13 protein-coding genes are annotated in these 13,236 nt (G+C 68.5%); 11 read left to right on the top strand and 2 right to left on the bottom strand.

Going from position 1 to position 13,236, the window contains the following annotated elements; all coding sequences use genetic code 11:
• Nucleotides 1-6: 6 nt before the first annotated feature.
• Nucleotides 7-813 (top strand): HpcH/HpaI aldolase/citrate lyase family protein, encoded by an 807-nt coding sequence (locus tag AC4D2R_RS15570; protein ID WP_490903907.1) that lies wholly within the window; start codon nt 7-9, stop codon nt 811-813.
• A 60-nt stretch (nt 814-873) separates the two neighbouring features.
• Here AC4D2R_RS15570 and AC4D2R_RS15575 read toward each other — a convergent pair whose 3' ends face one another.
• Complete coding sequence (locus AC4D2R_RS15575) at nt 874-2,358, bottom strand: HNH endonuclease signature motif containing protein (RefSeq protein ID WP_490941027.1); 1,485 nt, start codon at nt 2,356-2,358, stop codon at nt 874-876.
• A 118-nt stretch (nt 2,359-2,476) separates the two neighbouring features.
• On the opposite strand from AC4D2R_RS15575, the gene AC4D2R_RS15580 reads away from it, so the two are divergent.
• The 10 genes from AC4D2R_RS15580 (at nt 2,477) to AC4D2R_RS15625 (ending at nt 12,243) form a co-directional block, all read left to right on the top strand.
• Nucleotides 2,477-3,151 carry an SDR family oxidoreductase gene (locus AC4D2R_RS15580; protein ID WP_490941028.1) on the top strand — a complete coding sequence of 225 codons (675 nt, stop codon included), beginning with the start codon at nt 2,477-2,479 and terminating at the stop codon, nt 3,149-3,151.
• Nucleotides 3,152-3,276: 125 nt separating this feature from the next.
• Nucleotides 3,277-4,509, top strand: a complete 1,233-nt coding sequence (gene dxr / locus AC4D2R_RS15585) for a 1-deoxy-D-xylulose-5-phosphate reductoisomerase (protein WP_490941029.1) — start codon at nt 3,277-3,279, stop codon at nt 4,507-4,509.
• Nucleotides 4,455-5,849, top strand: a complete 1,395-nt coding sequence (locus AC4D2R_RS15590) for a M50 family metallopeptidase (protein ID WP_490941030.1) — start codon at nt 4,455-4,457, stop codon at nt 5,847-5,849. Before dxr ends, AC4D2R_RS15590 begins: the two co-directional genes overlap by 55 nt.
• 64 nt (nt 5,850-5,913) lie before the next feature.
• The gene (locus tag AC4D2R_RS15595; RefSeq protein ID WP_490941031.1) at nt 5,914-6,537 is read left to right on the top strand and encodes a MarR family transcriptional regulator; all 624 of its coding nucleotides are present in this window, start codon (nt 5,914-5,916) and stop codon (nt 6,535-6,537) included.
• Nucleotides 6,537-7,013 carry a hypothetical protein gene (locus tag AC4D2R_RS15600; RefSeq protein ID WP_490941032.1) on the top strand — a complete coding sequence of 159 codons (477 nt, stop codon included), beginning with the start codon at nt 6,537-6,539 and terminating at the stop codon, nt 7,011-7,013. Before AC4D2R_RS15595 ends, AC4D2R_RS15600 begins: the two co-directional genes overlap by 1 nt.
• A gap of 31 nt (nt 7,014-7,044) precedes the next feature.
• A complete protein-coding gene (locus AC4D2R_RS15605) occupies nt 7,045-7,335 on the top strand; it encodes a YciI family protein (protein ID WP_490941033.1) in 291 nt (96 codons plus the stop codon).
• A gap of 98 nt (nt 7,336-7,433) precedes the next feature.
• Nucleotides 7,434-8,600, top strand: a complete 1,167-nt coding sequence (gene ispG / locus AC4D2R_RS15610) for a flavodoxin-dependent (E)-4-hydroxy-3-methylbut-2-enyl-diphosphate synthase (RefSeq protein WP_490903799.1) — start codon at nt 7,434-7,436, stop codon at nt 8,598-8,600.
• 37 nt (nt 8,601-8,637) lie between these two features.
• The gene (locus AC4D2R_RS15615) at nt 8,638-9,456 is read left to right on the top strand and encodes a GNAT family N-acetyltransferase (RefSeq protein ID WP_490941034.1); all 819 of its coding nucleotides are present in this window, start codon (nt 8,638-8,640) and stop codon (nt 9,454-9,456) included.
• 173 nt (nt 9,457-9,629) lie between these two features.
• The gene (locus tag AC4D2R_RS15620; RefSeq protein WP_490941112.1) at nt 9,630-11,429 is read left to right on the top strand and encodes a proline--tRNA ligase; all 1,800 of its coding nucleotides are present in this window, start codon (nt 9,630-9,632) and stop codon (nt 11,427-11,429) included.
• 7 nt (nt 11,430-11,436) lie between these two features.
• Nucleotides 11,437-12,243, top strand: a complete 807-nt coding sequence (locus AC4D2R_RS15625; protein ID WP_490903797.1) for a sulfite exporter TauE/SafE family protein — start codon at nt 11,437-11,439, stop codon at nt 12,241-12,243.
• Here the strand turns inward: AC4D2R_RS15625 and AC4D2R_RS15630 are convergent.
• A complete protein-coding gene (locus tag AC4D2R_RS15630; protein WP_490941035.1) occupies nt 12,233-13,231 on the bottom strand; it encodes an aminoglycoside phosphotransferase family protein in 999 nt (332 codons plus the stop codon). The genes AC4D2R_RS15625 and AC4D2R_RS15630 overlap by 11 nt on opposite strands.
• Between the last annotated feature and the right edge of the window lie 5 nt (nt 13,232-13,236).

The raw sequence follows: 13,236 nt of genomic DNA on the forward strand, positions 1-13,236 counted from the left end.
TTCACCATGGGTCCGTCCCTATTGTTCTGCCCTGCCGACCGCCCCGAGCGATACCGGAAGGCAGCGGAGCGGGCGGACGCCGTCATCCTCGACCTCGAAGACGCCGTGGCGCCCGAGAACAAGGAAGCAGCGCGCGAGGCGCTCATCGACAGCGCCCTCGATCCCGCGCGGACCATCGTGCGGATCAACCCGGTGCCCACCGGGGACTTCCTGCGCGACTGTGCGGCCCTTCGCCGGACCTCCTACCGGACGGTGATGCTCGCCAAGGCCGGATCGGGAGGAGACCTCCGCGATGTAGGACTGCACCTGCCTTCCTACGACGTCATCGCCCTCTGCGAGACGGCGGCAGGGGTGCTCAAGGCGCCGCACATCGCGATCCAGCCCAACGTCACGGCGCTGATGTGGGGAGCCGAAGACCTCGTTGCCTCCCTCGGCGGGACGTCAAGCCGCGGACGCGACGGCGCGTACCGCGGGGTCGCCGCCCACGCGCGCTCGCAGGTCCTCCTTGCGGCAGGGGCGGCCGGAATCGCTGCGATCGACGCCGTGTACCTCGACATTCCCGACCTCGACGGACTGGCAGCCGAAGCGGAGGACGCCGCTGCATCCGGCTTCTTCGCCAAGGCCTGCATCCACCCGACCCAGGCCGGGGTGGTGCGCCGGGCTTACGCACCGGACGAGGAAGAGGTTGCGCTGGCCCGCGACCTGCTGCGCGAGGCCGCGGGGCGCGGAGGCGTCTTCCAGTACCGCGGCCGCATGATCGACGGCCCGATCCTTCGCCACGCCGAGCAGGTCCTGGCGCGCGCTGCCGACTGAACACGGCAGTAAAGACATCGTCCCGGTATGGGTCAGATTAACGGGATTGGCTGTGCCGAGCTAAAACGGCGGAGGTTCGGCGAGCAGCCCGGGCGGGAACGTTCGATAACGCCGACCGGTCGGCGACGACCAGCTCAGGATGCCTGCGTCGTTCTCCCGGAGGTTCCAGGGCGTTGAGGACTTGTACGCGTGGTGCTTGCGGCAAAGATGCGCGAGGTTCCCGTGGTCGGTGGCCCCGCCGCGGGACCATGGAACGCTGTGGTCGATGTCGGACGACGCCGCGGAGCGGGTGCATCCCGGGAAACGGCAGGTCTCGTGGCGGTACCGCAGCCACCGCGCGAGCATCGCGGACGGGAACCGGGCTCTGCGCCCCATCGCGAGGACGTTCCCGGTGTCGGAGACCAGCAGGGGGTGGAAACTCCCGCTCAGTGCTGCGAGGTCCCGGGCCCTTTCCGGACTGACCGGACCGTAGCCTTCAAGCTCGGCCGGGTGATCTGTGATCCCCAGGAGGGTCTTGACATCGATCGTGAGGAAGACCTCGACCCCACCGGACCCGTGGTTTCCGTAACCTTCCCGGGAGCCGGATATCGAAACGGGCGGGACCTCAACGATGCCGGCGCCCAACCGGGCACCGGCCTCCGGTCCCCGATGATCCGGGCTTGGACCGGGAGTGGCAATAGCCGCACCAGCCTCCCGGGCGGCGGGCGTGGCGTCCAGATGCTCACTGCCCGGAACGCGGGCCGGGGTCAGCAGGTCGGCCAGGGAATCGGCCCGCAGTTGGGTGAGGGTCCGCGGCTCATCGGGTCCCTGAACCGCGCGCGCCAGCACCGTCAGCCGGCGGTAGGCGGTCTCCGCCGCTTCGGCGGGCAGGAAGGCCGATAGCCAGCACATGCCGTCGACGTCGGGCGCCAGCGACACCCGGCGGTCCGCGACGGCATTGCGTGAACGTTCGAGGATCGTCTCGGAGTGGTACTTCTCCCGTTCACGCCGCGCCGAGCGGGCGAGCTGCGCTGCTGTCTGTCCGGGGGCCTTGCCCAGCAGGTGCGCCTCGAAGGGCGCCCGGGCCTCGATGGGCAGTGACAGGGCCTCGTCGACGAGGGTGCGCGCCTGCCGGTAACCCAGGTGGCCGTCGCGCAGGGCCCCGAGTGTGGCGGGGAAGTGCTCGCACAGGGCGCGGCTGGTCCGCAGCCGGCCGAGGGCCGTCCGCTCCGGAATCCGCAGCACGCAGGCAGCTTCGGTGGCGGCAAGGCTTGTTGCGAGTTCCTCATCGAGACGTTTCGCCCGTACCCGGTCGGCCCGTGATTCCCGGCCCGGCGCGGCGGCGGGCGCGCCGTTGGCGACGGCGTCCTGGAAGTGCTGCTCCAGGAGGTGAAGGATCCTCGCCTGCCCCGCCTGCGCCCACCCGATCAGCGACTCGAGCAGCTCAAGGGTGCGGCTGAGCCCTGGTCCGTCGAGCTCCTCCGGGGCGAACAGGTTGACCGCTCCGCTGAGACCGGGAGGGACCCGGGTGTCCGCGGGTTCGGAATCCAGCGCCGGCGCTTCCATGACCCAACTCTGCCACCTGCCACCGACACTTTTCGGCGATGCCGCCCCGCCCCAGATTGGCCGGAGTTCACATTGTGAGAAGCGGGAATTCAGCCGCCCCCGGCACCGTTGGCCCAGTATGGAAACAGTGATTGCAGGAGCCCACGGAAAGATCGCCCGCGAACTGACCCGCCAGCTGGTGGCCGAAGGTCACCAGGTCACTGGGCTGATCCGGAACGCCGACCATCGCGAAGACCTCGAGCAGGACGGCGCGACGCCGGTGGTGCTCGACCTCGAGAACGCCACTGCCGCGCAGGTCGCCGAAGTCCTCGCCGGTGCCGACGCCGTCGTGTTCGCCGCAGGTGCCGGCCCGGGCAGCGGTGCCGAGCGCAAGGACACAGTGGACCGGGCCGCCTCAGTGCTCCTCGCCGACGCCGCCGAACTCGCCGGAGTGGAGCGCTTCATCCAGGTCTCGTCCATCGGCGCAGATTCAGTAGCGGACGGAAACCGCCCGGATGGGCTCGATGACATCTTCTACGCCTACCTCGTGGCGAAGCTCGCCGCGGAGGATGACCTCCGCGCCCGGACCCGCCTCAACTGGACCATCCTCCGTCCAGGAGGCCTCACCGATGAACCGGCCACCGGGAAGGTGAAACTTTCAGACGAAACCGGTCGGGGAACCGTTCCCCGTGCTGACGTCGCAGCCGTCATCGCGGCGCTCCTTCGCACCAATGCGGGGCGCTCCTCCATCCTTGAGCTGATCTCCGGAAACGAAACGATCGAGCACGCCGTGGGCAAGCTTTCCCATGCCTGACCGCACCGGCCGCGGAAAGCACGTGCGGTCGCAGAAGTGACTGCCATCGGGATCCAGGAACCCCGGACCGCACATCGGCCCCTTCCGGTTTCCGCGCACTGAACGCGGTGCGGGATACTGAGTTCATGGACTTCAGCGACCTTCAACGCGGCCACCGCCGGGTGGTTCTCCTCGGCTCGACCGGCTCGATCGGCACCCAGGCGCTCGACGTGATCGCCCAGGCCCCCGACCGGTTCAGCGTTGCCGCGCTCGCCGCCGGCGGCCGCAACCCGGCCATGCTCGCCCAGCAGGCCGTCACAACCCGGGCGGCAGCGGTCGGAGCTGCGGCGTGCAGCGAAGACGAACTGGAGCGGGCCATCGGCAAGGCAGCCGACGCCGCCGGGGTGCGCGGCTACCGGCCCGCCCTGTTCGCCGGACCGGATGCTGCGTCCGAGCTTGCCGCCTGGCCCGACGCCGACGTCGTGCTCAATGGCATCACCGGATCCATCGGACTCGCACCAACCCTCGCCGCCCTCCGCGCAGGGCACCTGCTCGCGCTGGCGAACAAGGAATCGCTGATCGTGGGCGGGCAGCTGGTCAAGGACGCCGCAGCGCCGGGCCAGCTCGTCCCCGTCGACTCCGAACACTCGGCCCTCGCCCAGGCCCTGCGCTCCGGCCTGCCCGACGAGGTCGACCGGCTCGTCCTGACAGCCTCCGGCGGGCCGTTCCGCGGCAGGCCGGCGTCGGAACTCGCCGATGTCACTCCCGCCGAGGCCCTCGCACACCCCACCTGGACCATGGGCAAGGTGGTCACAACCAACTCGGCGACCATGGTGAACAAGGCCCTCGAAGTCATTGAAGCGCACCTCCTCTTCGACATCCCGCTCGAGAAAATCGACGTCGTCGTGCACCCGCAGTCGGTCATCCACTCGATGGTCCAGTTCATCGACGGTTCAACGATCGCCCAGGCGTCGCCGCCGGACATGCGCCTTCCGATCGCCCTCGGCATCGGCTGGCCCTACCGGATTCCAGGAGCTGCCCGGGCGTGCGACTGGGGGGCCGCCGCCACCTGGACGTTCGAGCCGCTCGACGAGGAGGCCTTCCCTGCGGTAGCTCTTGCGAAGGCGGCCGCGGCGAAGGGCGGAACCCACATGGCGGTGTTCAACGCGGCAAACGAGGAAGCCGTTGAGGCCTTCCACAGCGGCGGCCTGGCCTTCACCGGCATCGTCGAAACGGTGGCCGCAGTCGTTGCCGAACACTCGGCACGCGAGGCGGAGGCCCCGTCCGGCCCTGCCACACTCGACTCGGTGCTCGACGCCGAGGTATGGGCGCGCGCCGCCGCCCGTTCCCGCTGCTCGGCCCAGAAGGAAATCCGTTGACCATCCTGCTCTTCATCCTCGGGGTGATCTTCGTCGCCGTCGGCATCGGCGCCTCGATCGCCCTCCACGAGATCGGCCATCTGGTTCCGGCCAAGCTCTTCAAGGTCCGCGTAACCCAGTACATGGTTGGATTCGGCCCAACCATCTGGTCACGGCGGAAGGGCGAAACCGAGTACGGGATCAAGGCGATCCCGGCCGGCGGCTACGTTTCGATGGTTGGAATGTTCCCGCCGGCGTCGACCGTAGACGGCGTGGCGCGCCAGTCGAGCACCGGAATGTTCCAGCAGCTCACGAACGACGCCCGCCAGGCGGCGGCCGGGCAGCTGCGCCCCGGAGACGAGAACCGGGTCTTCTACAAGCTGCCCATCTACAAGCGGATCATCATCATGCTCGGCGGGCCGCTGATGAACCTCCTGATCGGCACGTTGCTGTTCGCCGTCCTGATCATGGGGTTCGGCACGGCCCAGGCCACAACGACCATCTCCGACGTCTACAAGTGCGTTGTCCCCGCCAGCCAGCAGGCTGCGACCGGGCAGACCGACTGCTCTCCCGAGGATCCCGCCGCGCCGGCCTACGAGGCCGGACTGCAGCCCGGCGACACGATCACCGCGTTCGACGGCAAGGACGTGACCAGCTGGGACCAGTTCTCGGTATGGATCCGTGAAGCCGCCGGCCGGGAAGTGCCGATCACCTTCGAGCGGGACGGCGAAACCCGCCAATCCACCATCACGCCGCTGCTCACCGAACGTCCGGTGGCCGCCGACGACGGCACCGCCCGGCTCGATGCCGCCGGCGTCCCGCTCACCCAGGAAGTGGGCTTCATTGGCGTCGGTTCCCAGCAGGCGATGGTGCCGCAGCCCGCAAGCGAGGTGCTTCCGGCGGTTGGGGATTCCCTTGTACGGGTGGCCGGTGTTGTGCTCAACCTGCCCCAACGGGTGGTCGACGTCGGCAAGGCCGCCTTCTCGGACGCCCCGCGCGACCCCGAGGGGCCGATCAGCGTAGTGGGCGTCGGGAGGATCGCGGGCGAGGTCTCCGCCATGGAGGAGGTGCCGCTCAACGCCCGGGTCGCGACCCTCATCGGGCTCGTGGGCGGCGTCAACCTGGCCCTTTTCGTCTTCAACCTCATCCCGCTCCTTCCTCTCGACGGAGGGCACGTGGCGGGTGCGCTGTGGGAGGGACTCCGCCGGGGTGTCGCCCGGTTTTTCAAGCGCCCCGACCCCGGCCCCTTCGACATGGCCAAACTCCTGCCGGTGACCTACGCCGTGGCGATCCTGCTGATGGGCATGGGAGTCCTGCTGATCTACGCGGACATCGTCAAGCCGGTCAACCTGTTCGGTTAGGGTGAAATTCTATTTGAGTACTAATTCGGTTGTAATTATAAATTCACCCTTATAGGGTTGAGAAATGTTCGTGCTCACGATCGACCAGGCCGGCAGTTCCAACGACGTCGACCGCATCCCGAGCCTCCTGAGGCTCCTGTCCCGGATTCCCGTTGCCGCTGCCTTCGAGCGTTCGGTGGGGGATGAGGCCCAGGGGATCCTTGACTCCGCCGACGCCGTCGTTGAGGCGGCGCTGCTGTGCCTCCGGGAGCGGGGCTGGTACGTCGGCATCGGTGTCGGCGACATCGACCTCCCGCTGCCCGCGGCGCCCCGGGAAGGCCGCGGAAGCGCATTCGTAGCGGCGCGCACCGCCGTCGAGCGGGCCAAGAAGACAGGCGACCGCGCGCCGCTGGCCGTTGAAGGCCCGCCGGGTTCCGCCGAGGCCGAGGCGGTCCTTGCGCTCATTGGACGGCACGTCATGCACCGCACGAGCGCTGAGTGGCGCATCCTCGACCGCCTCCAGCCGGGGAAGTGGGGCAGCCAGACAGCGGTTGCCAGGGAACTCGGCATCGCCCCGCAGTCGGTCAGCAAGGCCGTGGCGCGCTCGGCATGGACCGAGGAATGGGCTGCGCGTCCGGCGGCGGCGCTACTGTTGACCTGGGCCGAGGGGGCCCGGCGAAACCCAGGGAACGGAGACCGGGACAACTGATGGACGTGCTGTGGATTTTCCTCACCCTTCTCCTTGCCGGCCTTGGCGGCTGGCCCGTGACAACCCTGGTGCTTCGGTTCGCGCGCAGCGTCGACGCACAGCAACGCCGTTCAGCATCAGGGCCGGAGCCGGCGGATCAGCCGCAGCTCGCATTCCCCGCCCCGCCGCGGCCGAACCCCTGGGAACACCACCCCACACGCGATGAAGGAATCGTGATCCCGCCGGCCCCCGCCGTTCCGCCCGGAATCCTGAGGGGCGGCCTCGTGATCGGGGTCCTCGAACGCCTCGCGGTAACCGCCGCAATCCTCAGCGGTGAATCAGTCGCCATCGCCTACGTCGTCGCGATCAAGGGCCTGGGCCGCTACGCCGAGCTCAAGGAAACACCGGCCGCGGCGGAACGGTTCATCATCGGCACCCTCACCTCGATGCTGTGGGCAGCGGGGGTCGCCACCGTGGCAGTAATCACCCTCCGGTAATCACCCTCCGGTAATCACGTAGGCTGAAGCAATGAGTGTTTACGCAGTCGAATATGTCTACAACCCCGATCTCGCCGCACTGCGGGACGAGCACCGCCCCGCCCACCGTGAGTGGCTCAAGGGACTCGTGGAGCAGGGGAAGATGCTGTCCTCCGGTCCCTTCACCGACGGAACCGGCGCCCTCCTGATCTTCACCGCCGACTCCGAAGCCGAACTCCACCAGCTCATCAGCACCGACCCCTTCACCATGAACTCCGCCATCGCGGCAGTGAAAACCACTGAGTGGAAGCCGGTCACCGGGGCATTCGCTCAGTACGTGTGACGTTCGTCTTCTAAGCCAGCCCCTGCCGCCCCCGGGTGGATAATGGGAAAAGAAAAATCGGCCGACAAGCGGCGGATGCCGCCACCATGGAGGATGTTTTGACTTCGGTCAGTCTAGGAATGCCAGCTGCGCCACCGCCCGTCTTGGCGCCCCGCCGTAAAACCCGCCAGATCAAAGTCGGCTCGGTGGGAGTCGGATCCGATTCGCCCATCAGCATCCAGTCAATGACGACGACGCCGACAACGGACATCAACGCCACGCTGCAACAGATTGCCGAACTCACGGCAACCGGCTGCGACATCGTGCGGGTCGCGTGCCCCTCGGCCGACGACGCCGCAGCGCTGCCGATCATCGCGAAGAAGTCGCAGATCCCGGTGATCGCCGACATCCACTTCCAGCCCAAGTACGTCTTCGCGGCGATCGACGCCGGGTGTGCCGCCGTCCGGGTCAACCCGGGCAACATCCGCAAGTTCGATGACCAGGTGAAGGAAATCGCCGCTGCCGCGAAGGCCGCGGGGACCTCAATCCGCATCGGCGTCAATGCCGGTTCCCTCGACCCGCGGCTCATGGCCAAGTACGGGAAGGCGACCCCGGAGGCACTTGTCGAATCGGCAGTCTGGGAGGCCTCCCTCTTCGAGGAACACGACTTCCACGACTTCAAGATTTCCGTCAAGCACAACGACCCGGTGGTCATGGTGCGCGCCTACGAGCTGCTCGCCGAGCGAGGCGACTGGCCGCTGCACCTCGGTGTCACCGAAGCCGGCCCCGCGTTCCAAGGCACCATCAAGTCGGCCACCGCCTTCGGGGCACTGCTCTCCAAGGGCATCGGGGACACGATCCGGGTTTCCCTCTCGGCGCCTCCCGTCGAGGAGATCAAGGTCGGCAACCAGATCCTCCAGTCGCTGAACCTGCGCCCCCGCAAGCTCGAGATCGTTTCCTGCCCGTCGTGCGGGCGGGCCCAGGTCGACGTCTACACCCTGGCCGAGGAAGTGACCGCCGGCCTCGAGGGCATGGAGGTCCCGCTGCGCGTCGCCGTGATGGGCTGCGTGGTGAACGGCCCCGGCGAGGCACGGGAAGCCGATCTGGGGGTTGCCTCGGGGAACGGCAAGGGGCAGATTTTTGTCAAGGGCCAGGTCATCAAGACGGTGCCCGAGGACCAGATTGTCGAGACCCTCATTGAGGAAGCGATGAGGCTCGCCGAAGAGATGGGGGAGACCGATGGCGAAAATGCTGGCCAGGGTGGCCCCATGGTTACCGTTAGCTAAGGCACCGGCAGACCCGGCGGGGCCGTGGTCCTTCCGGGTGCTTGAACAACGCGACACCGGCCCGCTGTGGTCGCTCGTCAACGCCGACCCGGTGGCGAACGTCTTCCTCGCATCCCACCTCGAGAACCTCGGTGGCGGAAGCCCCTCGGGAACGGGCGGGCAGGTCGTCGGAATGTACCGCGACGGCCAGCTCCGCTCGGCCTGCTGGGCCGGGGTCAATCTCGTGCCGGTCGGCGTGACCGAGGAGACTGGCGCAGAATTCGGGGAGCACCTCGGGCGCTCGGGGAGGACCTTCTCGTCGATTTTCGGTCCGGCCCCCGCCGTCCTTGCCATGTGGTCGACCCTCCAGGACTACAGCGCCGACCCCTTCGACCTGCGCCCCACCCAGCCGCTGCTCACCATCACCGGTGATCCCGCCATCCCGCCGGCGCCCGGCCTCCGGTTCACCCGGCCGGAGGAACTCGACACCCTCCTGCCCGCCTGCGCGGCGATGTTCGAGGAGGAGGTCGGGTACTCGCCCTATATCGGCGGCACCGAGCACTACCGGCGCCGGGTGGCGTCGCTGATCCGCCAGCGGCACTCCCTGGCGGCGTTCGACGACGACGGTGCCGTCATCTTCAAGGCCGAGCTCGGAACGGTCTCCTCCCAGGCCGTCCAGGTGCAGGGCGTCTGGATGAACCCGGAGTACCGGGGGCGCGGCCTGAGCGCCGGATACATGGCGGCCGTCGTTGTTGCGGCACGGAAGGTGGCGCCGACAGTGAGCCTCTACGTCAACTCCTACAACAGCCGCGCGATCGCTGCCTACCAGCGCGTCGGATTCACGCAGGCGGGAACCTTCGCCACCGTCCTGTTCTGAATCCTGCCGCCGTCAACGGTCCGGTCCGGGGCAACGGCTCTCCCAACCGGTGCCCCGGCCGGATCCACGCGGGCCGGCCGGGCCGTGTCGGCGCCGCAGCACGCGAGCCGATAGATTGGTACCTGTTGTCTCCCGCCACCGGCGGGCCGGTCCAGAAGAACGGATTCCCCAGCGTGGTCACACGACTCTCCACCCTTTTCCTTCGCACCCTGCGTGAAGACCCCGCCGAGGCAGAGGTCGCAAGCCACCGCCTCCTCGTACGCGCGGGCTACATCCGCCGCGCCGCCCCCGGCATCTACAGCTGGCTGCCGCTGGGCCTGAAGGTGCTGGCAAAGGTTGAGGCGATCATCCGCGAGGAAATGGCGGCCATCGGCGCCCAGGAGGTTCACTTCCCGGCCCTGCTGCCCAAGGAGCCCTACGAGGCGACCAACCGGTGGACCGAATACGGCGAGGGCATCTTCCGGCTCAAGGACCGCAAGGGAGCCGACTACCTTCTCGCCCCCACCCACGAGGAGATGTTCACCCTCCTCGTGAAGGACCTTTACACCTCGTACAAGGACCTCCCGCTGAGCCTCTACCAGATCCAGAACAAGTACCGCGACGAGGCACGTCCCCGGGCGGGCCTGCTCCGCGGGCGCGAGTTCATCATGAAGGACTCCTACTCCTTCGACATCGACGACGCCGGGCTTGAAAACAGCTACCAGCTGCACCGCCAGGCGTACCTGCGCATCTTCGAACGCCTCGGGCTCGAGGTCATCCCCGTCGCCGCAACGGCCGGGGCCATGGGTGGGTCGAAGAGCGAAGAGTTCCTCCACCCCACCGACATCGGCGAAGACACCTTCGTCCGCTCCGCCGGCGGGTACACCGCCAATGTCGAAGCCGTCACCACCGTTGTCCCCGCTGCCATCGACTACGCGGACGCCCCCGCGGCCGAGGTGCGCGACACCCCCGACACCCCCACGATCGAAACCCTCGTGGCGCACGCGAACACCGGCGCGGCCAATGACGGCAAGGCATGGACCGCCGCCGACACGCTCAAGAACGTGGTCCTCGCCGCGGTACTGCCCACCGGAGGCAGGGAGCTCGTCGTCGTCGGCGTTCCCGGCGACCGCACTGTGGACCTCAAGCGCATCGAAGCCAACATCGCCGGCCACCTCGAGGTGGGCGGCGAAGTTGCAGTCGAACCGGCCACCGACGAGGACCTCAGGAAGCACCCGGGAGTGGTCAAGGGCTACCTCGGCCCCGGCCTGGCACCCGACGCCGCAGTCCTCGGCACCGAGGGAAGCACCGGCCTCCGCTACCTCGTCGATCCGAGGGTTGTCCCCGGCACCACCTGGGTCACCGGCGCCAACGAGCCCGGCAAGCACGTCTTCGGACTCGTTGCAGGGCGCGACTTCACCTGGGACGGCGTGATCGAAGCCGTTGAGGTCCGAGAGGGCGACGAGGCCCCCGACGGGTCGGGTCCGCTCGAGGCGGCGCGCGGCATCGAAATGGGCCATATCTTCCAGCTCGGGCGGAAGTACGCCGAGGCGCTGGGGCTGAAGGTGCTCGACGCCAACGGCAAGCTCGCCACTGTCACCATGGGCTCCTACGGCGTGGGCGTTACCCGCGCCGTCGCAGCCCTCGCCGAGTCGAACCACGACGACAAGGGCATCATCTGGCCCCGGAACGTCGCCCCGGCCGACGTGCACATCGTCGCGACGGGCAAGGGCGCAGAGATCTTCGCCGCCGCCGACCAGCTCGCCTCCGACCTCGAAGCGGCAGGCCTCGACGTGATGTACGACGACCGTCCCAAGGTTTCACCCGGGGTGAAGTTCGGCGACGCCGAGCTGATCGGCGTTCCCACGATCGTCGTCGTCGGACGCGGACTGGCCGACGGCGTCATCGAGGTGAAGGACCGCCGCACGGGCCAGAGCGAATCGGTTCCCCTCGACGAGGCGGTCGCGCACCTGCAGCGCCTGCTGACCGCCTAGGCAGCCGGTGACCTCCGGGCTCGAGGAAATCGAGCTGGCAACAGTCCTGCTCGTGGTCATCGCAGGGCTTGCCGCCGGCTGGGTCGACGCCGTCGTCGGCGGGGGCGGGCTGCTTCAGCTGCCCGCCCTGCTGCTGGTTCCGGGCATCACGCCCGTCCAGGCGCTGGCGACCAACAAGATGGGCTCGATCTTCGGGACGACCACGAGCGCCATCACCTACTACCGCCGCGCCCACCCCGACCTGCGGACCGCAATTCCCATGGCGGTCATCGCCCTTGCGGGGAGCTTCGGCGGAGCGATCCTTGCTGCCTCGCTGCCGGCGTCGGTGTTCAAGCCGATCATCGTCCTCGCGCTGATCGCCGTGGCCATCTTCACGGCGCTGCGTCCCACTGTCGGCACGCTGACCGCGCTCAAGCACAAAGGGCGGCGGCACTACGGGACAGCCGGCGCAATCGGGCTGGTCATCGGGTTCTACGACGGGCTGATCGGCCCGGGCACCGGCTCGTTCCTGATCATCGCCATGGTGACCCTGCTCGGCTACAGCTTCCTCGGCGCCAGCGCGAAGGCGAAGATCGTGAACATGGCCACGAACTTCGGCGCGCTGATGTTCTTCCTGCCGCACGGCTCGCTGCTCTGGGGGCTCGGGCTGCTCCTTGGCGCCGCCAACATGGCCGGCGGATACCTCGGTTCCCGGATGGCCATCCGGCAGGGCAGCAAGTTCATCCGCTGGGTGTTCCTCTGCGTCGTTGCCGCCCTGATCCTCAAGCTCGGCTACGACGTCTGGACAGAGAACATCCGGCCGCTCACCCGGTGAGGCAGTGCGCAGGCGGCAGGTCGGGCAGTGTCCTGCCCAGCAGCGAACTGGCCACCCACAGCGAGCGCCGCGCGTCCCGGATGGCTCCGCTGTTCAGGTAGCCGAGCGCATTGCGGACCTCGCGCAGCACCGACCAGTCGCGGGCCAGCACCGGGTCGAGCCCGGCCGCCGCAGTGAGGGAGGAACAGCGACGGCGCAGGTGGGCCGCCGGGTCGTTCGGGGAAAGGTCTCCGAGGCGGTTCCACAGCATCGGGGCAAGCGCGTACTCGGCGTCTCCGACAAGCGGTTTGGGGTCGATGGCAACCCATTCGCGGCCACCTGGGGCGTCTTCCGGCCGCGGGAGGATGTTCCCGTAGTGGAGGTCCGAGTGCACCAGCACGTCCCGGGCCCAGCGCCGGCCCACGGCTCCGCGCACCTGGCACACCTCGAGCGCGTGCTCGAGCAGCCAGCGGGGAAACGGCTCACCCGCGGCTTCCCAGTCGGCTGGCAGGGTGTCGGTCCACGTCTCGGCTTCGGCCGCCAGGAGCGGCACTGCGGCCCACAGGGGATCGGATCCGGGGCGGATCGATAAGGTGAGCATCAGCTTCCCCCACACGGCGGCGGTCTGTTCAAGTGGCACCGACAGGAGCGATTCGTCTCCCTCAAGGCGCTCAAGCAGGAGGACGGAGTCGCTGCGGTCCGCGGCAAGGAGTCGAACGGCTCCGTTGCCTCCCCACAATTCGAGGGCGTCGGGCTCGGCGCGGGCTTCATCGTGCGGGATCCCGATCTTCAGCGCCGCGGGCGTCCCGCCGGCCCGGCGCACCGGAACCACCACCGCGCACCGCCCTGCCCACGGCGTTCCCCCGGCAGGAAGATCAAGCGTCAGCTCCCAGCGGCCGAGATAACCCTCGAGGAGCGCGGGCCATGACCGCAGCCACTGTGCTCCTCCCGGAAGTTGCCGGGCAGTAAGGATCAGGTCATCTGGCAGGTCCAGCGCGGAGTTCCCCATACGGG

It is taken from the genome of Arthrobacter sp. TJ-217, assembly GCF_058269255.1.